General features: G+C 54.9%; 20 protein-coding genes. All 20 read left to right on the plus strand.

The annotated features are described in order from the left end of the window. The 20 genes from F822_RS08505 (at position 1) to F822_RS08605 (ending at position 23,176) form a co-directional block, all read left to right on the plus strand. Positions 1-411: a hypothetical protein gene (locus F822_RS08505; RefSeq protein WP_036576512.1), complete on the plus strand. Its 411-nt coding sequence runs from the start codon at positions 1-3 to the stop codon at positions 409-411. A gap of 30 nt (positions 412-441) precedes the next feature. Further along, the gene (prsK, locus tag F822_RS08510; protein ID WP_025041777.1) at positions 442-2,520 is read left to right on the plus strand and encodes an XrtA/PEP-CTERM system histidine kinase PrsK; all 2,079 of its coding nucleotides are present in this window, start codon (positions 442-444) and stop codon (positions 2,518-2,520) included. A gap of 166 nt (positions 2,521-2,686) precedes the next feature. Further along, complete coding sequence (gene prsR, locus F822_RS08515) at positions 2,687-4,039, plus strand: PEP-CTERM-box response regulator transcription factor (RefSeq protein WP_025041776.1); 1,353 nt, start codon at positions 2,687-2,689, stop codon at positions 4,037-4,039. A gap of 53 nt (positions 4,040-4,092) precedes the next feature. After that, positions 4,093-5,679, plus strand: coding sequence for an acyl-CoA ligase (AMP-forming), exosortase A system-associated (locus F822_RS08520; protein WP_025041775.1), 1,587 nt, complete (start codon positions 4,093-4,095; stop codon positions 5,677-5,679). Next, positions 5,676-6,911, plus strand: coding sequence for a pyridoxal-dependent decarboxylase, exosortase A system-associated (locus F822_RS08525; protein ID WP_025041774.1), 1,236 nt, complete (start codon positions 5,676-5,678; stop codon positions 6,909-6,911). Before F822_RS08520 ends, F822_RS08525 begins: the two co-directional genes overlap by 4 nt. A 90-nt stretch (positions 6,912-7,001) precedes the next feature. Then, positions 7,002-8,840, plus strand: a complete 1,839-nt coding sequence (locus tag F822_RS08530; protein WP_025041773.1) for an asparagine synthetase B family protein — start codon at positions 7,002-7,004, stop codon at positions 8,838-8,840. Positions 8,841-9,126: 286 nt separating this feature from the next. Beyond that, the gene (locus tag F822_RS08535; protein WP_025041772.1) at positions 9,127-9,828 is read left to right on the plus strand and encodes a TIGR04282 family arsenosugar biosynthesis glycosyltransferase; all 702 of its coding nucleotides are present in this window, start codon (positions 9,127-9,129) and stop codon (positions 9,826-9,828) included. Continuing rightward, complete coding sequence (locus tag F822_RS08540; protein WP_025041771.1) at positions 9,815-10,513, plus strand: TIGR04283 family arsenosugar biosynthesis glycosyltransferase; 699 nt, start codon at positions 9,815-9,817, stop codon at positions 10,511-10,513. Before F822_RS08535 ends, F822_RS08540 begins: the two co-directional genes overlap by 14 nt. Positions 10,514-10,544: 31 nt before the next feature. Beyond that, on the plus strand, positions 10,545-11,600 hold the full coding sequence (locus F822_RS08545; protein WP_025041770.1) for a methyltransferase domain-containing protein: 1,056 nt from the start codon (positions 10,545-10,547) through the stop codon (positions 11,598-11,600). A 3-nt stretch (positions 11,601-11,603) separates the two neighbouring features. Next, positions 11,604-12,566 carry a radical SAM protein gene (locus F822_RS08550; protein ID WP_025041769.1) on the plus strand — a complete coding sequence of 321 codons (963 nt, stop codon included), beginning with the start codon at positions 11,604-11,606 and terminating at the stop codon, positions 12,564-12,566. A 240-nt stretch (positions 12,567-12,806) separates the two neighbouring features. After that, positions 12,807-14,942, plus strand: coding sequence for a dihydrolipoyl dehydrogenase family protein (locus F822_RS08555; RefSeq protein ID WP_025041768.1), 2,136 nt, complete (start codon positions 12,807-12,809; stop codon positions 14,940-14,942). A gap of 168 nt (positions 14,943-15,110) precedes the next feature. Next, on the plus strand, positions 15,111-15,953 hold the full coding sequence (locus tag F822_RS08560; RefSeq protein ID WP_025041767.1) for a phosphate ABC transporter substrate-binding protein: 843 nt from the start codon (positions 15,111-15,113) through the stop codon (positions 15,951-15,953). Beyond that, positions 15,907-16,785: a phosphate ABC transporter permease subunit PstC gene (gene pstC, locus F822_RS08565; protein WP_025041766.1), complete on the plus strand. Its 879-nt coding sequence runs from the start codon at positions 15,907-15,909 to the stop codon at positions 16,783-16,785. Before F822_RS08560 ends, pstC begins: the two co-directional genes overlap by 47 nt. A 1-nt stretch (position 16,786) precedes the next feature. Then, a complete protein-coding gene (gene pstA / locus F822_RS08570) occupies positions 16,787-17,686 on the plus strand; it encodes a phosphate ABC transporter permease PstA (RefSeq protein ID WP_156304377.1) in 900 nt (299 codons plus the stop codon). After that, positions 17,670-18,557, plus strand: a complete 888-nt coding sequence (locus F822_RS08575) for a phosphate ABC transporter ATP-binding protein (protein ID WP_025041764.1) — start codon at positions 17,670-17,672, stop codon at positions 18,555-18,557. Before pstA ends, F822_RS08575 begins: the two co-directional genes overlap by 17 nt. Positions 18,558-19,001: 444 nt before the next feature. Beyond that, the gene (locus F822_RS08585; protein ID WP_025041762.1) at positions 19,002-19,538 is read left to right on the plus strand and encodes a cupredoxin domain-containing protein; all 537 of its coding nucleotides are present in this window, start codon (positions 19,002-19,004) and stop codon (positions 19,536-19,538) included. Positions 19,539-19,550: 12 nt separating this feature from the next. Then, positions 19,551-21,041 (plus strand): cbb3-type cytochrome c oxidase subunit I, encoded by a 1,491-nt coding sequence (locus tag F822_RS08590; protein WP_025041761.1) that lies wholly within the window; start codon positions 19,551-19,553, stop codon positions 21,039-21,041. A gap of 17 nt (positions 21,042-21,058) precedes the next feature. Next, positions 21,059-21,673 carry an SCO family protein gene (locus F822_RS08595; protein ID WP_025041760.1) on the plus strand — a complete coding sequence of 205 codons (615 nt, stop codon included), beginning with the start codon at positions 21,059-21,061 and terminating at the stop codon, positions 21,671-21,673. Beyond that, entirely contained in the window at positions 21,670-22,293 is a 624-nt protein-coding gene (locus F822_RS08600) for a hypothetical protein (protein ID WP_025041759.1), read from the plus strand. Before F822_RS08595 ends, F822_RS08600 begins: the two co-directional genes overlap by 4 nt. A 37-nt stretch (positions 22,294-22,330) precedes the next feature. Then, entirely contained in the window at positions 22,331-23,176 is an 846-nt protein-coding gene (locus tag F822_RS08605) for a formate/nitrite transporter family protein (RefSeq protein WP_025041758.1), read from the plus strand. The last annotated feature ends 336 nt before the right edge of the window (positions 23,177-23,512 follow it).

Genomic DNA, 23,512 nt, shown 5'->3' on the forward strand with positions numbered 1-23,512 from the left:
GTGGAGCACCCTGAGCAAGGCCAGCGCGAGCGCGACGGCGGCGTTGCGGGATGGAATGCGCGAAAGGCGGCGACGCGAATGGTGCAACCGCTCAGGGCGGGGCGGCGCCTTCCTCGGGAAGGTGCGACGCCAGAGCGGGATACCGGCGCCACAAGCGCGACCGCGACATTCCCGGTGCTGCCGGATCGCCGCTTCGCGCTATCTCTCAGGCAACGCTTCAGGGGATCTCGCCTCGACAAAGCGGGTTACCTGCAAAGCCACCATCCGTTCGCTCCACTGGAAAATGAATGGCAAAATCGGGCACTCACGCCGTTGCCCATCTTGGCATGCCAGGCAAACCACGGCCTTCGCCGTGCACCTTGTGATCACGCCGATTTTTGCCGCAACGCGCTCCCTTGGGGACCTGTTTGAAGGTTCCCAGGGGAGCGCCAATATAGCAGCATGTTGACGAATATAGCGACGGCCAGCTACGCCATAGCGGCAGCTGCGCATTTTTTCCTGGCTTTACTATTGGTAACAAGCTGGCGAGGTCGTCTGCACGGAATCGTGTTACCGATAGCTTGCCTCCTTTCCGCATTCTGGGCGTCGTTGCTCGCCTATCACGCTAACCAGAATCTCCCCCTCTCGCTCCTGACGGATGTACTCGAAATTGCCAGAAACGGAGGCTGGACTGCCTTTCTCATCATGTCGCTGGGGCTGTACCGGAAAGATGATTCATCCATCATGAAGATCAGTCCAGCCCTGGTGGCGATAATGATGATGTATATCGGGTGCTTCATCGTTGCGATGTACTCTAATGGCAACTTTGATTTTTCATCGGATAAAACGATCGACTTCATCAATAACATCGCTGGAAGCCTGGCAATGGCAATACTCGGCATGATCCTGGTGGAGCAGCTTTACAGAAATACGCCGGTCAGGCAGCGTTGGGGAATAAAATTCGCGTGCCTCGGCATCGGCGGGATCTTTGCCTATGATTTTTACTTATATAGCGATGCGTTGCTGCTTAGGCACGTGAACCCGGAAATATGGGCGGCACGCGGGATAGTCAATGCGTTCGTTGTTCCGCTTATCGCTGTTTCGGCTGCACGCAACCCCCAATGGTCGGTCGGCATCACGGTATCGCGTCGTATTCTTTTTTATTCGGCAGCATTGTTCGGTACCGCTGCATATCTATTGGCAATGGCTGCTGCCGGCTACTACCTCCGTTTTTTTGGGGGAAGCTGGGGCATTGTCATGCAAGTGAGTTTTTTATTCGGCGCAGTGGTTCTGCTATTGGCCGTGCTGTTTTCGGGCACTTTGCGTTCCTGGCTCAGAGTCTTCATCAGTAAACACTTTTTCAGCTACAACTACGACTACCGGGAAGAATGGCTGCGTTTTACGCGCACGCTCTCCGACGGTGGGCACGTGCTGGGAGAGCGCGTGATCCAGGCTTTGGCACAATTGGTGGAAAGCCCGGCCGGGAGCCTGTGGATATGCCGGGAATCCGGTAATTGCGAGCCGGTAACGCACTGGAATATGCCGCCGACTGGTGGGTTCGAGCCCCTGGCCAGCCCTTTCTGTCAGTTTTTGGGAAACAAGGAGTGGGTGATCGATTTACAGGAATACGCCGTAAATCCTGAAAAATACTCAGCACTCGCTCTGCCACAATGGTTGCAAACCATAGCCAGGGCATGGCTTGTGGTACCGCTGATTCAACATCGGAAATTGTTTGGTTTTGTAGTGCTGGCGCAGCCAAGAAGCAGGGTCAAGCTGAATTGGGAGGTGAGTGATCTGCTCAAGGTCGCCGGCAATCAGGCTGCAAGTTACCTGGCGCAGCAAGAGGCGGCCAACGCGCTTATGGTGGCGCGTCAGTTTGAATCCTTTAATCGTATGTCGACGTTCGTAGTGCATGACTTGAAAAATCTCGTTTCGCAGCTATCGCTTTTGCTTTCCAATGCTGAGAAGCATAAAAATAACCCGCAATTCCAGATAGACATGATCGAAACGGTATATCTCTCCGTTCAAAAAATGAAGCGGCTGCTGGAGAAGCTAAGCAGTGTCGACGCGCCTGAGAATTCGGCTCCCCTTTTTATTGCGCCATTGTTGCAGGAAGCGGTAAAGAGCAAATCCGTCGCCGAACCGGCGCCGATTCTTGAAATACAGGATACGAGCCTTGCGGTGTGCGCAAACTCGTCCCGCCTCGAAAGAGTCATGGGACATCTCATCCAGAACGCAATCGAGGCGACCTCAAAGAACGGGCAGGTTCGGGTTCGGCTGAGAAGAGAGCAGGATTGCGCGATAGTTGAAATAAAGGATACCGGCCATGGCATGAGCGAAGAATTCATTCGCGAAAAACTTTTTAAACCTTTCGAATCCACCAAATCCGCAGGTATGGGCATAGGTGTGTTTGAAAGCAAGGAATATGTGTCTGAGTTGGGTGGGGAATTGGAGGTTACCAGCAGCGAATCGAATGGCACGGTTTTCCGCATCATCCTGCCGCTTCATCAAGGCGCTTCCATCGTTAAAGTAGTGGCTTGAGATGCAAGATTCGTTTCGGAGATCTGGCAGACGGTCGAAAGCTTCAGTGGATAATAGTGCGACAGATTGGAAAGACCCGACACCCATGCAAATGAGAAATGTTTCACCAAAAGTAACGATACAAGAGTTAGATTGATCCAGTTCGAGTCAAGGTAAGAGGGCATCAGTGAGTCAGGATAAAAAAAGTTTATTGGTAATCGAGGATGATCCAGGCCTGCAGAAGCAGTTGCGCTGGAGTTTCGACGCTTATGAAGTATCGGTGGCGGGTGATCGTGAAAGCGCGCTTGCCCTGGTCCGGCGACATGAGCCTGCTGTCGTCACGATGGATCTGGGGCTTCCGCCCGATCCGGATGGGGCCTCGGAAGGCCTCGCCACGCTGGCACAGATACTTGAACTCGCGCCGGACATCAAGGTGATCGTTCTAACCGGCAACCAGGATCATGGGAACGCGCTAAAGGCTATCGCGGCGGGCGCTTACGATTTTCATCAAAAACCTTTCGATCCGGAGATGCTGGGGTTGGTGGTAGAAAGAGCATATTACCTGCACGCATTGCAGCAGGAGAACCGCAGGTTATCGCAATCCCAGGCATCCCCCGTCATAGCGGGCATTATTACCCGCGATCCCGCGCTGATCAAGGTATGCCGCAATGTGGAGAAAGTGGCCCCATCCGATGCCACGGTTATACTGCTGGGTGATAGCGGTACAGGTAAGGAAATCCTGGCAAGAGCGCTGCATCAGGCAAGTGCCAGAAGAGAAAAACGATTCATGGCAATCAATTGCGCCGCGATTCCGGAAACGCTTCTGGAAAGCGAATTATTCGGCTACGAAAAAGGCGCATATACCGGGGCGGTCAAGCAGACCCCCGGTAAAATCGAGCTGGCTAATGAAGGTACTTTTTTTCTTGATGAGGTCGGTGATCTGCCCATGCCGTTACAGGCAAAACTTCTCCGTTTCTTGCAGGAAAGGGTGATCGAAAGAGTCGGAGGGCGTAAGGAAATCCCCGTTGACGTCCGCGTTGTCTGCGCAACGCATCAGAATTTAAAGAAACTGATCGAGGAAGGCCGTTTTCGGGAAGACCTGTATTATCGCCTGAGCGAAATTGTCATCACAATTCCACCGCTGCGAGAGCGGATGGGAGACCCAGCGTTGCTTGCACATCACTTCAAGAATAAGTTCTGTGCACAGGAGAAGCGTTCTTCCCTGAATTTCAGCCAGGAGGCGCTCGCTGCGATTGAAAACTACCCTTGGCCCGGCAACGTGCGAGAAATGGAGAACTGCATTAAACGCGTGGTTATCATGGCCGACGGTCCCATAATCAGCATCGACGATCTCGGGCTGCAGGTTTCAACCAGCCTGGCGGAACCGGTCAACCTCCGCCAGGTGCGCGACAGGGCGGAACGTGATGCCTTGATGAAAGCACTGGCGAGAGTGGATGGGAACGTTGTCAAGGCGGCGGAGCTACTAGGCGTCAGCCGTCCCACCATTTATGATTTAATGAACCGCCACCGGCTGAAATAGCTAGGTCTTATAACATTCGCCGCCCCTTCCTTTTTACATACAGGATATTTTAGATGGCAGATCTCCTCCACGAGCTCATTTTCAAGACCGCTGAGCATGTTTCCGATAAAGAAGCGCTGGTTCATCAGGGAAATCGAACAAGCTATGCCACTTTGGCTGAGGATATCGACTCAGCCCGGGCGGCCATGCTCGCTTTGGGGCTTGGGCGAGGCGAACGTGTCGCTGTTTATCTCGAAAAACGCCTGGAAACTGTCACCGCCATATATGGCGCCGCAGCCGCGGGGGGCGTATTCGTACCCGTCAATCCGCTGCTGAAGCCGGAGCAGGTGGCCTATATTCTTCGCGACTGCAATGTTAGAGTCCTCGTCACCTCAGCCGACCGGTTGAAGCTGCTTACCCCCGTTTTGCCGCAATGTCATGATCTGCACGCTATCATGGTAGTGGGTTCGGCTGAGCTTCCACCCGTCGTTTCCGGCATTGGTGTCATCTCATGGAACGATGCGTTGGCGGCACCCGGCCATGCCAAGGCACACCATAGTATCGATGGCGATATGGCCGCGATTCTTTACACTTCCGGAAGCACCGGCAAGCCAAAAGGTGTAGTCCTTTCCCACCGAAACCTGGTGGCGGGAGCAACGAGCGTAGTTCAGTACCTGAAGAATACGCCGGATGACCGCATTCTGTCGGTACTGCCGTTGAGTTTCGATTACGGGCTCAATCAACTCACCACGGCATTTCAAGTTGGAGCTACCGCTGTACTGATGAATTATTTGCTGCCGCGGGATATCATCCACACGGTTGAGGGCGAAAAAATCACGGGTCTTGCCGCAGTGCCGCCATTGTGGATTCAACTGGCCCAATTGAATTGGCCAACGGATAGTTCATTGCGTTATATCACCAATTCCGGGGGGGCGATGCCGCGGGCGACGCTCGATTTGCTGCGCAACATTCTCCCTCATACTGAGGTATTTCTCATGTATGGCCTCACCGAGGCGTTCCGTTCGACCTTTCTTCCACCCGAGGAAATGGCCGCACGTCCCGACTCCATCGGGAAAGCCATCCCGAACGCGGAGGTGCTGGTGGTACGGGAGGATGGGTCGCTCTGCGCGGCGGGGGAGCCGGGAGAGCTGGTACATCGGGGCGCGCTCGTCTCCATGGGATACTGGAACGACCATGAGAAAACCGCCGAGCGTTTCAAACCCGTTCCCTCGCGCCAGTCCGGGTTGACTATTCCGGAGTTGGCGGTGTGGTCGGGCGATACCGTACGCATGGATGAAGAAGGTTTTCTGTATTTCATCGGCCGCCGCGATGAAATGATCAAGACATCCGGCTATCGCGTCAGCCCTACCGAGATCGAAGAGGTGATCTATGGCACGGAGCTTGTGGGAGAAGCTGCGGCCATCGGCGTTCCTCACCCCATATTGGGGCAGGCCATTGTCTTGATCGTTACGGCGCGGGCAGACTCGAAAATTGACCGGGATGGGTTGCTGGCGGCTTGCAAGCTGCAGCTTCCCGCTTTCATGCTGCCCAGTTCGATCAAGTGCAGAGAAGGCAATTTGCCGCGCAACCCCAACGGCAAAATTGACCGGAAATTCCTCGCCCAGGAATTGCAGAATACTTTCATGGAGACCGGTGCGTGAATAATGTTCGGCCCAAACATGCGTCCATGGTTCAATTCTCGAGTCGAGACGACTGCCTCCAGATTGGAGGCATGTCCCTCACGCGGTTGGTGCAGCGGGTAGGCAGAACCCCGTTCTATGCTTATGACCGGCAGCGCATTACGGATAGGGTTGCCCTTCTGCGCCAACACCTGCCTGCCGAGGTTCACCTCCACTACGCGATGAAGGCTAATCCCATGCCTGCGGTTGTGCAGCATATGGCTGGTCTGGTGGATGGGTTGGATGTGGCGTCGGCGGGCGAAATGAAAATCGCTCTGGATACCCCCATGTCGCCGTGTCAGGTCAGTTTTGCCGGGCCAGGGAAGGCCGACCAGGAACTTTCCTGCGCGATCGCCGCAGGCATTATCGTGAATATGGAATCCGAGCAGGAAATGGAGCGTATCGCCAATCTGGGCAATCACCTTGGCATCCGTCCGAAAGTAGCGGTTCGTGTCAATCCGGATTTTGAACTCAAATCCTCCAGCATGAAAATGGGCGGAGGACCAAAGCCGTTTGGCGTCGATGCAGAGCGCGTTCCGGCGATGCTGGCCAGAATGGCTAAGCTTGAGCTCGATTTCGAAGGGTTCCATATTTTCAGCGGTTCGCAAAATCTGAAAGTGGCGGCAATCCAGGAATCCCACGAAAAGACCTTGCAACTGGGGGTCGCCCTTGCCAGGCATGCACCCGGCCCGGTTCGCTTACTGAATATAGGCGGCGGCTTCGGTGTGCCTTATTTTCCTGGCGACGCGCCATTGGATGTGGCGGCAGTCGGCGAAAATTTACGGCACCTGATGCCTGAGGCGAGACGGCAACTTCCCGACGCGCGGGTGGTGATCGAACTTGGACGCTATCTGATAGCGGAGGCAGGCATTTATGTGTGCCGTGTACTGGAGCGAAAAGAATCGAGAGGACAAATATTCCTGGTAACGGATGGTGGATTGCACCATCATCTTGCCGCTTCCGGAAATTTCGGCCAGGTTATCCGCAAGAATTATCCCGTGGTCGTCGGCAACAAGATGAATGGTGCCGAAAGGGAGGTTGTCTCGGTAGTGGGACCGCTCTGTACACCCCTGGATCTGCTGGCGGACCGCATGGAAATGAGCAAGGCGGAGGCCGGGGATTTGATTGTCGTTTTGCAATCCGGTGCTTACGGCTTGACCGCAAGCCCGACGGCATTTCTCAGCCATCCGCCACCTGCCGAAGTGCTGGTTTAAAAACCACCGCAACAACAATGTCCTATGCCAGTAAGCAATCACTAAACGAAACGATGGAAAGATGATGTTCAAGAAAACCGGAGATCTACCATGAGCGGGTTGTGCGGCTGGATAGGCCAGGATGGCTCGGTTACCGAGAATCTCCAGCTTGCCAGGCGAATGGCTGGACCGCTTGCCCGTTTCGATGGCAGTGTCGTCGAGGCGGTTGCGGGACGAAACAGCGGTCTTGCCATTGCTGCAAGCGGTGATAACAAGCACATTTATCAAAAGAATGGGTTTCTCCTGGCATTATGGGGGCGCTCGAATTTTCTTGAGCCGCGCTTGAGCCAGCTTGCGCGCGCCGAGGGCGTGGCAAAAACGCTGGCGGACGATTGGCGGGAAAGAGGAGAAAAGGCACTCGAAAATCTGACAGGGGCATTTTCTTTCTGCATCCTGGACGAAAATACCGGCGAGGCGATTCTGGCAATCGATCGTATGGGCATATGCCCGCTCGTCTACCGCAATGATGGAGGACGGCTGGTTTTTGGTTCATCGGCAGATGCCGTAAACCTGCATTCACAGGCCAAGCCGGATATCGCTCCACAAGGTCTGTATAACTATCTCTATTTTCATATGGTGCCCGGGCCGGATACGATTTACCAGGGACAGAAACGTCTCTTGCCCGGCGAATACCTGATTTATCGAAAGGGGAGCGTTGAAACACGCAAGTACTGGGAGATGCGATTTCAGGAGAACGAGAAACGCCCCTTCCAGGAGCTCAAGCAGGATTTCATGGGGGTATTGCGGTCAAGCGTCCGCGAAGCGGTCGGGGATCAGCAGGTTGGCGCTTTCCTGAGCGGAGGAACCGACAGCTCGACCATCGCGGGATTATTGGGCGAGGTCTCCGGTCAACCGGCCCATACTTATTCCATTGGCTTCGATGCTTCCGGCTATGATGAAATGGAATATGCGCGCATTGCCGCGAAACATTTTTCCACGCGGCATCATGAGTACTACGTCACTCCGGATGACATAGTAAGCGCCATTCCCCAAGTCGCAGCGATTTTCGATCAACCTTTTGGCAACGCGTCCGCCATCCCCGCATACTATTGCGCGCACATGGCTAAGGCTGACGGCCTGAGCAGGATATTGGGAGGAGACGGAGGGGACGAACTCTTCGGCGGCAATGTCCGCTATGCCAAGCAACATCTCTTCTCCTTGTATGGGCAAACGCCCTCCGTCGTGCGCAAGGGAATTATCGAACCGCTGGTTTTCGGCATTCCCGGTGGAGCTGCGTTGCCACTGGTACGGAAGGCGCGCAGTTATATCGAACAGGCCTCGATCCCGATGCCGGCGCGGACAGAGACCTATAATCTGCTGGAGCGCTATGGATCCAAAGAAGTTTTTACGCCGGAATTTCTGAGCACGGTTAATCCGGGCAATCCGGCCAACCTTCTCAATGAAATCTATCATGACAGCAACGCCGCGAGCCTGATAAATCGCATGCTTGCTTTTGATCGAAAGTTTACGCTCGCCGACAACGACCTGCCCAAAGTCGCCATGGCGTGCGAATTAGCCGGAATGGAAGTGGCGTTTCCCCTGATCAGCGATGAAATTGTGGCTTTCTCCTTGCAACTCGAACCCCACCTGAAGCTCAAGGGTACAAAATTACGCTATTTCTTCAAGGAAGCGCTACGGGGATTCTTGCCCGACGATATCATCACCAAGCAAAAACACGGGTTCGGTTTACCTTTCGGTGTGTGGCTCCAACAGCACAAGCCACTGCAGGCCCTGGCTTCGGATAGCCTGAGCGATCTCAAGTCCCGGCGCATCGTTCGCTCTGATTTTATCGATAAGCTGGTGGGACAGCATCTGAATGAGCACGCGGGATATCATGGCACCATGGTTTGGGTATTGATGATGCTGGAACAATGGTACAGGCAGCGGTAAGGTTTGCGGATACAAGTTTTTAGCATTCGCCACAGGTAAAGCGTCGGTTTCCCGTTGAGTATGGCGCTCAGCTACCGGAGCGGACGAACGATACCTTTGAAAATTTCCATGTCCCATCGCCAAATGCTCGCTATGATGTAAGAAACCCGGTCTCCAGGTAGCCTGATCAGTCAGGCTACACATATGGCCGCTGCATCATCAACATATCGATAAAAGAAGCCGATGAGCAACTCATGCCAACATCGATCATGCGATTTGCATTAGCATCCCCGGCAAGCGGCCGCCCATGACCGAAGCCGCGCTGGTGTTGGTATGCAAACGGCCGGCATCGGGCATCGGCAAGCAACGGCTGGCTGCAAGCGTAGGTGGGGAGGCGGCGAACCGCATCGCCGAGGCACTGCTCGCCTGCGCGCTGGAAGATGCGCGTACCTGGCCTGGTCCGGTGGTAATCGCGCCTGCGGATCCGGCGGATCACGCTTGGGCATCCGCGCTATTGTCGCAAGCGCAGGTACGGCTGGAAATACGTGTGGCGCTCCAGGCGGAAGGCAATCTCGGACAGAGGCTTAACGCACTGGATCATAAACTGCGCGCCGGCGGGCTGGAACAGTTGGTGTATATCGGCAGTGATGCTCCGCTGCTTGCGGCACCCGATTATGCAGCGGTTTACGAAGCCTTGACGAATTATGATACCGTGTTGAAGCCGGCAGCGGATGGCGGTGTGGTGTTGATGGCGAGCCGGCAGCGATGGCCGGCGCTGAGCAGCTTGCCGTGGAGCACGGCGCGCCTGGGCGCGGCACTGGCCAACTGTTGCCGATCTGCGGGACAATCGGTCGTTAACCTGGCACAAAGTTTCGACGTGGATGAAGAAGATGATGTCATTCGGCTGATCGAAGCGTTGAATACGGATCAGCGACCGGCGCGGCGCGCGCTGCATGGGTTGGCTTGCGATCTGGCCCGTTGGAGGGAACGAAGTCATGTCCGGTTTTAGTGCGATTATTCCTTGCTATCATGACGAAGACAAGCTGGCCGATCTGCTCGGCCAGTTGCGAAATTTGCCGCATGACCTGTTTCAAGGGGCGCTGGAGATCATCGTGGTGGATGGTGCCGACAGCCCGTCATGCCGCAACATCTGCCATCGATACGACGCACGCTGGATAGCCGGCGAACCCTGCAGGGGAGGGCAATTACTCTCGGGTGCTGCGCTGGCGCAAGGTGACACCTTATGGTTTCTGCATGCCGACACCCGGTTGCCGTCCGATCCCTTGAAGGCAATGGGCCGCGCATTGGCGCAAGGTGCGGTAGGAGGCTATTTTCGCTTTCGTTTCGATGCACCGCGTGCCTGGCCAGCACTACTGCTGGAGCCGGCTATCGCTTTTCGTTGCCGTTTCGGCATTCCATATGGTGACCAGGGTCTTTTCATGACGCGGCAGGCCTATGTGGAGGCGGGCGGCCACTCCCCCTGGCCCCTGTTCGAGGAAGTGTCTCTGGTTCGAGGGTTACGCCGGATAGGACGCTTTTTACCTTTGCGCGAACCGGTCTTTATCGATCCGCGCCGCTGGCATCGCGACGGGTGGTGGCGGCGTACCTGGGCAAATCGCAATCTGGCGCTGGCTTTTGCGCGCGGCGTTGCGCCCGAAAGGCTGGCGGCTCGCTATCGTTCCAAAACGATTTAATTCCGATCATTCCGATCATGAGGTAAATGCCATGCATGACACTATCCAGCAATACTATGGAGAAACTCTGGGCTCTTCACTCGATCTTCAGACCAACGCGTGCCGGACGGATGCAGGCTTGCCCGAATATGTAAAGCCCATATTGGCGAAGGTACACGACGAGGTACTGGCTCGCTACTACGGCTGTGGCCTGGTACTACCCGAATCGCTCGATGGCTTGACCGTACTCGACCTTGGGTGCGGCGCCGGGCGCGACGTTTACGTACTATCGAAGCTCGTGGGAGAGCATGGCCGGGTAATTGGGGTGGATATGACGGAAGAGCAACTTGCGGTTGCGTCCAGGCATGAGGAATATCACCGTAAGGCATTTGGGCATGCAGAGAGCAACGTGCGTTTCCTGCATGGCTATATCGAGCGGTTATCTGAACTTCAACTGGCGGATGCCAGCGTGGATGTCATCGTATCCAATTGCGTGCTCAATCTTGCCCCCGACAAGGCGGCGGTATTGAGCGAAGCGTGGCGGGTACTCAAGCCCGGAGGGGAGCTGTATTTTTCAGATGTGTATGCTGATCGGAGGGTGCCCGCGGAACTTACCGCCGACCCGGTATTGTATGGCGAATGCCTGAGCGGGGCGTTGTACTGGAACGATTTTCTCGGCCTGGCCCGCACGCATGGTTTTGCCGATCCGCGACTGGTTGACGATCGCGGCATTACCATTGGCAACGCGGAGCTGGCTGCGCGCACCGGGAACATCCGTTTTTACTCTGCCACTTATCGATTATTCAAGTTGGGCAACCTGGAATCCGCCTGTGAAGACTATGGTCAGGCGGTGGTTTATCGCGGCACGGTACCGCATCATCCTCATGTGTTCGAGCTCGACAAGCACCATCGTATCGAAACCGGCAAGTTCTTCCTTATCTGCGGCAACTCCTGGCGCATGCTGCATGATACCCGGTTCGCCGCGCATTTTGACTTCTACGGTAACTTTGACCGGCACTACGGTATTTTCCCCGGTTGCGGTACGGGGCTACCTTTCGACGACACACTCCGTGGCGGCGCGGACAACCATTCGGGCGGATGTTGCTAGCCCATGGGCATCGGCGGCGGAGAGATCATCCCCATCGGTAGCGAGCGATCCAGTCGTTCCGAAAACTGGCGGCGCACGCCTGACGATCAGCCACGCGGCTTTATTCGGCCGCACGCGCTGGATGAATTGTGGTTTCATACCGGCACCGCGTGTAATCTTGCCTGTCCCTTTTGCCTCGAGGGCTCGAAACCGGGAGACGATCGCTTACAGTTGTTGCGCTTTGAAGAAGTCGTTCCGTTTGTGGACGAGGCGCTCGAGCTTGGCGTCAAACAGTTTTCCTTCACCGGGGGCGAACCATTCATCAATAAGGATATCGTTCGTATCCTCGATTATGCGTTGCAGTATAGGCCGTGCCTGGTGCTGACCAACGCAACCGAAGCGTTGATCAAGCGCCTGAAGCAACTCGAACCGCTGCGCGACCGGCCGTATACGCTCAGTTTCCGTGTGAGCCTGGATTATCCCGATGCCGCCCGGCATGACGCCGGGCGTGGTGAAGGCATGTTCGCTCGTGCGCTGGAAGGATTGCGAGCACTCCATGAACTGGAATTCAATGTTTCGGTGGCAAATCAGCTTTTGCCTACGCTCACACCGGAAGTGGTTTCGGCGCGCTTCAGCGAGGTTTTCCGTACCGCAGGCTTACCTGAGGATTTGCCGCGTATCGAATTTCCCGAATTTCACCCGCCGGGTGCGCAGGTGAAATCGCCGCATATCACGGAACGCTGCATGACAGGGTTCCATACCGAAGAGGCTCGCCACTCGTTCATGTGTGCGTTCAGCAAGATGATCGCGAAAAGCGACGGACGATTACAGGTTTATGCCTGTACTCTCGTGGATGACGATCCAGACTATATTCTGGGGGAAACGCTGACGGAAGCCATGCAAACGCCCGTGAGCATGAAACACCACCGCTGTTACAGTTGTTTCAGGTACGGCGCCTCATGCAGCGAAATGAAACGAGGCATCTGAATGATCGTTTTCAGGGATGATCTTTCAAATAAATGAAGAGCATGGAAATGAAGTGGCTTGAAGATAAAATGGTGTTCCGAAAAATTCAACGTATGCGGTAGTCCGTTTATCAAGGCAGCGTCAGCTTTCACCTTGAACGGTAGCTGAGAAACAATTTTCATAAACTCATGGGGTACCAAGGCAGGCACCCGGTAACCCACCTTTAAACAGTACTTGCAAATCAGATTAGAGGCGCCCGGGATGAAGCATTGGTGGCTGCTCGTATTGCTGGTATTGTTGATTATTTTGTTCCTGGCGTTTGATCTCGGGCGCTTCCTCAGCCTGGAAACGCTCAAGAGCGGTCGTGATGGGCTGCAACAGGCTTATCAGGCACGGCCGCTGCAAATGATAGGCCTGTATGTTGGCACCTATATTGTCATAGCCGCGCTCTCCCTGCCCGGCGCCGCTGTGATGACGTTGGCGGGCGGCGCCATCTTTGGGGTCTGGGTCGGCATTCCACTGGCTGTCATTTCCGCCGGCATTGGCGCGACGGTCGCATTATGGATGGCGCGCTACGTCTTTCGGGAGTTCGTGCAGCAACGTTTCGGCGACCGCATGACGGCGATCGACGCAGGCATCAAGCGTGACGGCGCATTTTATCTTTTCACTTTGCGCCTGGTGCCGGTATTTCCTTTCTTCATAATCAATTTGTTGATGGGGCTGACGGCCATACCGACCGGCACCTTCTTCTGGACCAGCCTGCTGGGCATGCTGCCAGGGACGGCAATTTATGTCAACGCCGGCACGCAGTTAGCCTCGATCGCCAGTCTTTCCGATATTTTCTCACCTGCGCTGATAGGGTCTTTCGCGTTGCTCGCCATATTCCCCTGGCTGGCACGATGGGCAGTGGCGCGTGTGAGGATGAGGGGGGCGGGAAATATACATGCACGCTGGGCTAAACCCATCCGGTTCGATCGTAATCTGGTGGTTATCGGCGCAGGCTCGGCGGGTCTGGTGACGTCCTACCTTGCCGCCGCTACCCGCGCCAGGGTTACGCTGATTGAAGCGAATAGAATGGGCGGGGATTGCCTTAATTTTGGCTGCGTGCCCTCCAAAACGCTGATCCGTTCGGCTACTTTCCTGCGGGAGGCGCAACATGCAAAAGACCTGGGTTTTCGTGGCGCAACCGTCGATTACCGTTTTGGTGAGGTAATGGCGCGTGTACATCGCATCATAAAAATGATCGAGCCGCATGATTCGGTAGAGCGTTATACAAAGCTGGGGGTGGAGGTGATCCATGGCAAAGCGCGCATTACCTCGCCCTGGACGGTGGAGGTCAACGGGCAGATCATCAGTACGCGTTCGATTGTCATCGCTACAGGTTCCCGTCCCGCAATTCCCCCGATTCCGGGGCTGGAGCAGGTGCGCTACTATACCTCCGACACCATCTGGTCGCTTACCGAGCGACCCGGCCGGCTCGTCGTTCTAGGCGGCGGGCCTATCGGCTGCGAGTTGGCGCAAGCTTTTGCGCTTCTGGATTGCCAAGTCACGCAGGTAGTGAGATCAAGGCTACTGGAAAGGGAGGATACGGATGCCGTTGTGCTGATCGAATCTGCGTTGCGCGCCGATGGCGTGCGCCTGCTGACCCAAACCGATGCTATTCGTTGCGAAAGCGGAACCGGTGAGCAACGATTGATTGTGCACCATAACGGAAAGGAGGAAGCCATTCCATTTGACGCGATGCTGTGCGCAGTGGGAAGAACGGCTAATACCGAAGGCTTCGGTCTCGAAGAACTGGGAATTCCGAATTCGCCAAAAGGGACGATTGAAGCGGATGCGTGGTTGCAGACGCTCTATCCCAACATCTATGCGTGCGGCGACGTGGCCGGGCCATATCAGTTTACGCACGTCGCCGCTCACCAGGCATGGTATGCATCCGTCAACGCATTGTTTGGCGGTCTCAAACGTTTCAAGGTGGATTACTCGGTAATTCCATGGGCTACGTTCACCCATCCGGAGGTTGCCCGCGTCGGCTTATCGGAGGCCGAAGCAAACAAGCGCGGCATTAAGTTCGAAGTGACCCGCTATCATCTGGAAGGGCTGGATCGCGCCATCACGGATGAAGCAGCGCGCGGGTTTATCAAGGTGCTCAGTCCACCGGGCAGCGACCGTATCCTGGGTGCAACTATTGTGAGTGACCATGCCAGCGACTTGCTGGCGGAATTTGTGCTAGCGATGAAACACAACCTCGGTCTCAAAAAGATACTCGGTACCATTCACACTTATCCAACCTGGTCGGAGGCCAACAAATATGCGGCCGGGGAGTGGAGGCGTGCACACATACCGTATCGCCTGCTGGATTGGGTGGAAAAGTACCATGCTTGGCGGCGAGGCTAGCCCGGATGTTTCATAAATTCGCGCGCCCTCGCTGGTCTTTTGTTTCGTATGAAGATTTCGTTCAGTCGGGCGTATGAATAACTACGCCACTCTTTCACAAAATCTCCCTACAAAACAAAAATCCTGCGCAATCATCACGCGAATTTATGAAACATCCGGGCTAAGAGAATGAGGATATTTTCGATAAAGAAATATGCCAGATATGCCATATTTATTGTGGCATCATTATTGGGATATGGCTGGGCTCAACCTGGCAATGCTGCTGCGGAGAAACTGGTTTTAACCGGCGCCAGCACTATCGCCCCGCTGGCAGCGGAAATCGCCCGGCGCTTCGAGTTGCAACACCCCGGTATGCGGATAGATGTGCAGACTGGCGGTTCTTCGCGCGGCATTAATGACACGCGTAACGGAACGGCCGGGATCGGTATGGTATCCCGCGCCTTGAAACCGGCCGAGCGGGATTTACAAGCACATACCATTGCCCTGGATGGTGTTGGGCTTATTCTGCACGCGAGTAACCGGGTCTCCGGGTTAAGCCGGCAGCAGGTTATCGATATCTATACCGGCAAAATCGTCAACTGGAAGACACTAGGCGGGCGAGACGCACCCATCACCGCCATTAACAAGGCTGAAGGCCGATCGACACTTGAGCTGTTTCTGGGCTATTTAAAGCTGAAGAACAGCGATATCAAGCCGCACGTGATCATCGGCGACAACGCGCAGGGAATCAAGACGGTAGCCGGCAACCCGAACGCCATCGGTTATGTATCGATAGGCGCGGCGGAATACGAAGCACGGCACGGTACGCCGATCAAACTACTGCCGCTTGATGGTATCGCGGCTACCGTAGCGAATGTACGTAATGGTACGTTTCCGCTATCGCGGCCGCTCAACCTGGTAACGCGGACTGAACCTGAAGGGCTGGCCCGGGATTTCATCGCGTTTGCCCGTTCGGAGCAGGTACATGATCTGGTTGAGGCACAATATTTTGTCCCCATTGGCTTCCGTTGATACGCTGACGCTCTGGCTGCTGCGCGGTGCAGCAGGCGCCGCGATGGGCGTGGTGATGCTGATCCTGTTATTCCTCGCGATGGAATCCTGGCCAGCGCTGCGGCATATATCGATCGAGCGTTTTCTCACCGACCCCTCCTGGAATCCCGGAGAAAACTTATACAACTTAGCGCCCATGCTGTCGGGTACCCTCTACGCCGCAGCCGGGGCACTATTACTGGCAACCCCGCTGGGCATCGCCTCGGCGCTGTTTATCGCCTATTATGCATCTCCGCATGCGGCGAGCACCTACCGGCATCTGGTCGAGTTGCTGGCAGGTATTCCCTCCGTGGTCTACGGTTTCTGGGGCCTGACTACCCTGGTGCCCCTGATCAACCAACTGCATCCACCCGGCGCCAGCCTGCTGGCCGGGATTCTGGTGCTGACGCTGATGATTCTGCCTACCGTCGCGCTCACGGCGTACGCCGCGCTATTGGCCGTGCCCGACGAATATATGATCGGTGCAGCAGCGCTGGGCCTGTCCCGCTGGGGGATGATCCGGGGCGTCGCGCTACCGGCTGCAAAAACGGGTATCGCCGCAGGTGTCATTCTCGCGGCCGGTCGCGCTATCGGCGAAACCATGGCTTTATTGATGGTCACGGGTAACGTCGTGCAGAACCCCTCCAGCCTGTTCGAGCCGATACGTACTCTGGCCGCCAATATTGCGCTGGAGATGCCCTATGCCATGGACGACCATCGGGCTGCTCTGTTCGTGTCGGGCTTGACGCTCATGGTGCTCGTGATGTCGCTCTGGAGCGTTGCAGCCCGGCTGGCGAGAAATGGCGATGGCTGAAATGGTTTTCACGAAATCGACGCGAACTCTTCGCGATTGGTTCGCGCAATTAGCGGTTTACTGTGCCGCGTTACTGATTTGTGCTGCGTTTACATGGATATTGAGCGATATCGTGCGCGGTGGCATGGCGCATCTTTCCCTGGACTTTGTCATAGGTTCGCCGCGCGAGGCTGGCCGTGCCGGGGGTATCGGCTCTATCCTCGTTTCCACTGCGCTTGTGCTTGCGATTGCCCTGATGGCAGCCCTGCCGCTGGGATGGGCCACGGCTGCGTTACTCGCCAATCATGTTTCCGCAGGCAGCGGCTTCGGCGGTGCGGTACGCTACAGTCTGCAGGTGCTCACCGCAGTTCCCTCCATCGTTTTTGGCCTGTTCGGCAATGCCTTTTTCAGCATTTATCTGGGTATGGGATTTTCCATCCTCTCGGGCGGCCTGACCTTGGCTTGCATGCTGCTGCCCATTCTCGTCAGCACCGCAGAGTCGGGCTTGCGTACCGTACCTGATGCGTATCGCCTGTCTGCCGCTGCGTTGGGCATGTCGCGCACTTCGACGTTGTTTCGTTTGTTATTGCCAATTGCCGCGCCATCGCTGGCTGCAGGACTGCTGCTGGGGATCGGCCGCGCCATTGCCGAAACCGCGGCGCTACTGTTTACCAGCGGCTATGTCGATCGCACGCCGGGTTCGCTGCTTGATTCAGGGCGGACTCTGGCAGTACATATTTTCGATCTATCCATGAATGTTCCCGGCGGCGATGCTGCGGCTTATGCGTCCGCACTGGTGCTGATAACAGCGCTGCTACTCATCAATATGATAGCCATGCGCCTGACTGCCGGCTGGCAGCGCCGGAAGATAATGTCGCAGAACTCAAACGGATACTCCAATACCGATGTACCGCGAGCCTGAACCCACGCCCATAGAACCCGCCAAAGCGGCTGATGACCCGCTGGGCAAGGCCGATAATGGCTATACGCTGGGGCCAATGCAGGTGGGCCCAGCGTGTTGCGACCCTCAACCCTTGATCCAGGTTGAAAATTTTTCCCTTCGTTACGGCCCCAAGACCGCCTTGGCTAACGTTACACTGGATATTTACCGCGGCTGCATTACGGCGCTGATCGGGCCTTCGGGATGCGGAAAAACAAGTTTTCTCTCTTCCATCAATCGGCTTACCGACCTGATTCCCGGTTGCGGAGTAAGTGGCCGCATTTGCATCGATGGTGGTGACATCCATGACCCTGCCTGCGATGTACAAGCATTGCGGCGGCAGATCGGCATGGTGTTCCAGAAGCCAACGCCATTTCCGCTCTCGATCTATCGTAATATCGAACTGCCTTTGCACGAGCATGGCGTCAAGCGTCGTGTCGACACAGCAGCCGTTATCGAGCAGGTATTGCGGGATGTCGGGCTGTGGGACGAAGTGCATGATCGGCTGCATTCATCTGCGCTAAATCTCTCTGGCGGGCAGCAGCAGCGCCTTTGCATTGCTCGCGCGCTGGCTTTGAATCCACGGATTCTGCTGATGGACGAACCCTGTAGCGCGCTTGATCCCATCGCCTCGGGTATAGTCGAAGACCTGATCAGCCGTCTGCGCGGTCGCTACACGATCGTCATTGTCACCCATAATCTGGCGCAGGCGCGGCGGATCGCTAACTACGCCGCGTTTTTCTGGGTCAGAGGCCAGGCCGGTAGCCTGGTTGAATTTGGCCATTGCCGGCAAATTTTCGAGTCTCCCGCACACGAACTTACTGCCGCTTACGTGAATGGCGCGAGGGGATAACGAACGGTATTGACAAGCCGATTTTCGTGTTGAATCCGCACAGTCTGCGCTTGACACCAAGGTCCTCATAAAGCATAATCCAGCCCTCACACAGTAATCAAAATGCATACCTGCGTGGAAAGTGTGGGTATTACTAGTGGGATTGAAAAAGATTGTTTCCGGCATGATGGATAAAAAGCGGTTCGAAATAACCGCTCAAAATGACCGTTGAATATAAGCAGTTCTCGGATGCGTTGTAGATCCGCCATGAACAATATTTTCTCCCGGTTGTTTGCATATCTGGTGGATTTCCAGTCTCGCAGGCTTGGAAAATTCATCTGAATATAGGCAACCATTTCAAATCGGCATTTAGAGACTTTTCAAACCCCGCTAGAGTTATCGCCCGGCACCGCTGTAATTTACCGGGCACTACCGATGAAATACATAGAAAGAAGGAGAGTATAAATGCAAGAAACCGCGTGGCAGGTTTCCCTTGTATTGATGTCGCTGATTGCATTCGGCGTTGTTTACGTTGCCATCAATTCCGGCAAGCGGGAAGAGGACTACGGGCCGTTGGTAAAGAGTGCATATGGTTTTCGCACGAAGTTATTCTGGGCGGTGGCATTGTTGTTTTTCCCGGCGATGATTTATAACCTGGTTGGCCTGCCTTTGCCGTATAGCGAAAGCCGCGCGGATTCAAAACTTGGTCCGGCACAGGTCATCAATGTAATTGGGCACATGTGGTACTGGGAAATGGATCGCGACCAAGTCGAAGTGGGGCAACCGGTTGAAATCCGTATTACCAGCGCGGATGTTAATCATGGTTTCGGCATTTATGACACTGATTTGCGTCTGGTGGCACAGGCACAGGCCATGCCCCACTACACCAATGTAATCTATCACACTTTCAAAAAGGAAGGCATATACAAAGTGCTGTGCATGGAGTATTGCGGGGTTGCGCATCACAATATGATGACTGAAATCAAAGTTGGCAAATCTTAGAGAGGAATAAGCATGGCAAGCTATACCTATACCCCAGTTCCTGATACAGGGGCAAAGGCCGGCGTACTGGCCTATTTAGTCGTCTCAGCTGTTGTACTACTGCTGATGATGGTTTTCGGTCTGCTCATGAGACTGGAGCAAGCGCAAATCACCTCCATCGGGGGGCTCTGGTTTTACAAGATCATGACATTGCATGGCGCCGGTATGGTAGGTATCGTCGCGCTGGCCGGCGCGGCTATCATGTGGCATTTCCTGCGGCTGTATGTGGATCTCTCCAACGGCATATTCATGGCCAATCTGGCGCTATTCCTGATCGGCGTGGTGATGATCCTGGCCAGTGTCCTGCTGGGTGATTTTCATGCCGCCTGGACGTTTCTGTTTCCCTTGCCTGGAAACTCGATGGGCTTGTGGAGCACGGGCGCCGCTGCCCTGTTCATGGGTGGCCTGCTGGTAATCGGCGTGGGTTTCGTGCTGCTGCATCTGGATATCGCGCGCGCCATCATCGTTCGCTACGGCGGGCTCGGCCGCGGGCTTGGTTGGCCACAACTTTTTGGTCATGACGATGGTAACGCGCCACCGCCAACCGTAGTGGCCAGCACAATGGTGACGATCGTCAACCTCGTGGGCTTGGTAGTCGGCGCCAGTATCCTGGTGATGATGCTGGTGAATCTCTATGTGCCGAGCTTTGAAATTGATCCGCTGCTTGCCAAGGGCATGATCTATTTCTTTGGCCATGTGTTCATCAACGCGGTTATCTACATGGCAGTGATTGCCGTTTATGAGATTCTGCCGCGCTACACGCAGCGTCCCTGGAAATCGAACAAGGTATTTCTTGCTTCCTGGACGGCTTCCACCATCATGGTCATGTTCATCTTTCCGCATCATTTGCTGATGGACTACGCCTATCCCAAGTGGTTTCTGATCGTTGGCCATATAATTGGTTATCTCAACACCTTTCCAATTTTAATAGTGACCGGCTACGGCGCCATGATGATCGTGTACCGTTCGGGCATTCGCTGGGACATGTGCTCACGACTGCTGTTTGTGTCATTGTTTGGTTGGGCTGTGGGCGCCATGCCCGCATTTATCGACGGCACAATCACGGTTAATTATGTAATGCATAACACGCTATGGGTACCGGGGCATTTTCATACCTATCTGCTGCTTGGCATGGTCGCAATGGTATTCGGGTTCATGTACTACCTCGGGAAGCCGAATGAAAATGCCAAAGACAGCCCTATCGATGTCGCGGCTTTCTGGGCATTCGTTATCGGCACCATGGGTTTCACCATGTCGTTTCTCTACTCCGGAAAAATAAGTGTACCGCGCCGTTACGCGGAGCATCTTCCGGAATGGGTGCCCTACGATCGTCTTGCTTCGTATTTCGTAATGTTGTTACTTGCTGCCGTGCTGGTGTTCATATTCCGCTTCTTCTCACGGTTGGGTTTCGCTGGTCGCGATTATCAGCGCGCATCTCAGGCGCGAAGTCTGGCCGCTACATGATGCAGCCCATATAACCCATGAACCCGGTGAAACGCAGCGTAGTGACAACAACGCTGGTGATTTCACTGGGTTCATGGTTTTTTTGGTGGGGTACGGACGGATTTACCGCGTTCACTGCTGAAACGGCGCGGAGAGTGGAAATTCTGCACTCACCGCGTCCATTGCCAGCGGTGATGCTCGAAGACCAGGATGGAAACAAATTCAGCCTGCAGGATTATGAAGGAAGACTACTCGCAGTAGACTTCATCTACACAAGCTGCACTACGCTGTGCCAAAGTATGGGTATGATCTTCAAGCAGATCCGCGACCTCATACCGAAGGAATCCCTGGGGCGCGATTTTGCACTGATCAGTATCAGTTTCGACCCGGATCATGATGATACGGCCAGTTTGAAAAAATATGGCCAGGCCTACGGCGCTGACGGAAAAATCTGGCGTATTGCGAGGGTGCCTGACAAGGCGGAACTCAAATCCCTGCTCGACGCGTTCGGCATCGTTGTGATCCCCGATGAATTCGGGGGATATGAGCATAATACGGCGCTTCATCTCGTCGGCCGCGACGGGCGCCTGAGGCTGATTACCGATATCGATAAAGCGGCACCATTTGCCGAGCAAGTGGTGTCGTTGCTATGAGTAATCCCGCTTTATCCCGTAATGTCAAATACGGGCTTGGCCTGGGCATATTATATTTGCTTCTCGGAACACCCATGGCGCGCGATTGGCTGGAAGCAACCATGAGCCGTCACATGCTGGTGCAAATGCCGTTGCTTGTTATATTGGGAATTATCGCGTGTCGATTGCTTCCAGTGCACTGGCAGAATGCCGTTCTGGCTGGAGTAGGCGGATCAGTGCCCTGTGTAGTGGTTGCATTATTTGCCTCAAGCTACTGGATGCTCCCTCGCGCGCTGGATGCGGCGCTGACGGATCCTCTGGCCGAGGTTGGAAAATTCCTCAGCCTGCCGCTGCTCGTCGGGTTTCCTCTAGTCCTTGCCTGGAGGCGTCTGACCCTGATTGGCCGGGGCTTTGTCTGGACAAATTTTATTAGTATGCTGGCAGTGCTTGGCTGGTTATATATCGTTGCGCCCGTCCGGGTTTGCAACAGCTATCTGGTGAATGACCAGGAGCACGCTGGCTGGTATATGGTCATAGGTTCGATTCTGCTTTTCGTGTGGTGGCTTGCCACCTTATTTATTGGTAGCGGGGTTGGCCCGAATAAGCCGGGTGGTAACGGTTCGGGTACGACGCTCGCGTAAGATCGAGAGACATTGTATTAGGGGAATAGGAAAAAGCATGGACTATCATCCGCCGTATAAACTCATGGAAGAGGTTGAAGCTGCCAGCAAAAAGAAAGCGGGTCTGCCCGCTGGCGGAATGCTGGTTAAAGGCTTCCTGTCTGGCGCGCTTCTCGCGTATGGAACCGCGCTTGCTTTCAAGTGTTCTACCGGCTTTTCCGAAGGCGCCGCCGCCCTCGTCTCAGGAGCCGTTTTCCCGGTAGGTTTCGCCATGATCATATTGCTCGGCATGGAACTTGCGACCGGCAACTTCGCTGTACTGCCGGTTGGCGTTGTACGCGGCAAGGTAACGGTTAACCAGATGTTTCGCAATTGGGGCTGGGTATACCTGGGAAATTTCTTCGGCTGTGTGTTTGTCGGTTTTTTAATTGCAATTGCCCTAACCGAGGCTTTTATCGAGCCTCACGGGGCGCTCGGCGATAAAATCATCGCGGTCGCGATCTCCAAAACGCTCGTCTATGAACATGCCGGGGCGAATGGTTGGTTGACCGCATTCGTCAAAGGTATACTTTGCAATTGGATGGTCGCGCTTGGAACCATTCTGGGTATGGTGTCAACATCCGCATTCGGCAAAATAGCCTCCATCTGGTTGCCGGTATCCACATTTTTCGCCTTGGCGTTTGAGCACTCGATAGTAAATATGTTCGTTATGCCAACCGCTATGCTTCTCGGCGCTGACATCACTGTCGGGCAATGGCTGTTTTGGAACCAGATCCCCGTCACATTGGGTAACATCGTCGGAGGCGCCGTATTCACGGGCCTGTTGTTGCATTATTGCTACAAACCGTCTCCCCCGGTTACCGACGAGAAGTCCGTACATAACGTTACCCGGACAGCGCCGTAAAGGAACCATGGTACGTTTCGCGATGGAGCCATTCGATGATTATGGTCAATCTGGTTATAGTCAATCGTTTTGCCGCAGATAAAATCGGCCGTTTTGCAACATAGCAATACCGAGCAGGTGGGGATCAGCTTATACCTGCTTGCTCAGTATTGCCTTCACCTCCCCACCTGGTTTACCCGTAACACTCATCAATTCAAGTTTTGCGTCGCCTGGCCCAATAGAGGCGATTGAACTGTCGCATCTGCCGGCGGTTCCCTTGATAAGCCACTTCTGCAGTCGGATCGGCCTGTTTCAATTTTTACTGCACAGCTCAATTTTCTTGACATGAAGTAGTTG

This window comes from Nitrosospira briensis C-128 (assembly GCF_000619905.2).
GTDB classification, from domain to species: Bacteria; Pseudomonadota; Gammaproteobacteria; order Burkholderiales; family Nitrosomonadaceae; genus Nitrosospira; species Nitrosospira briensis.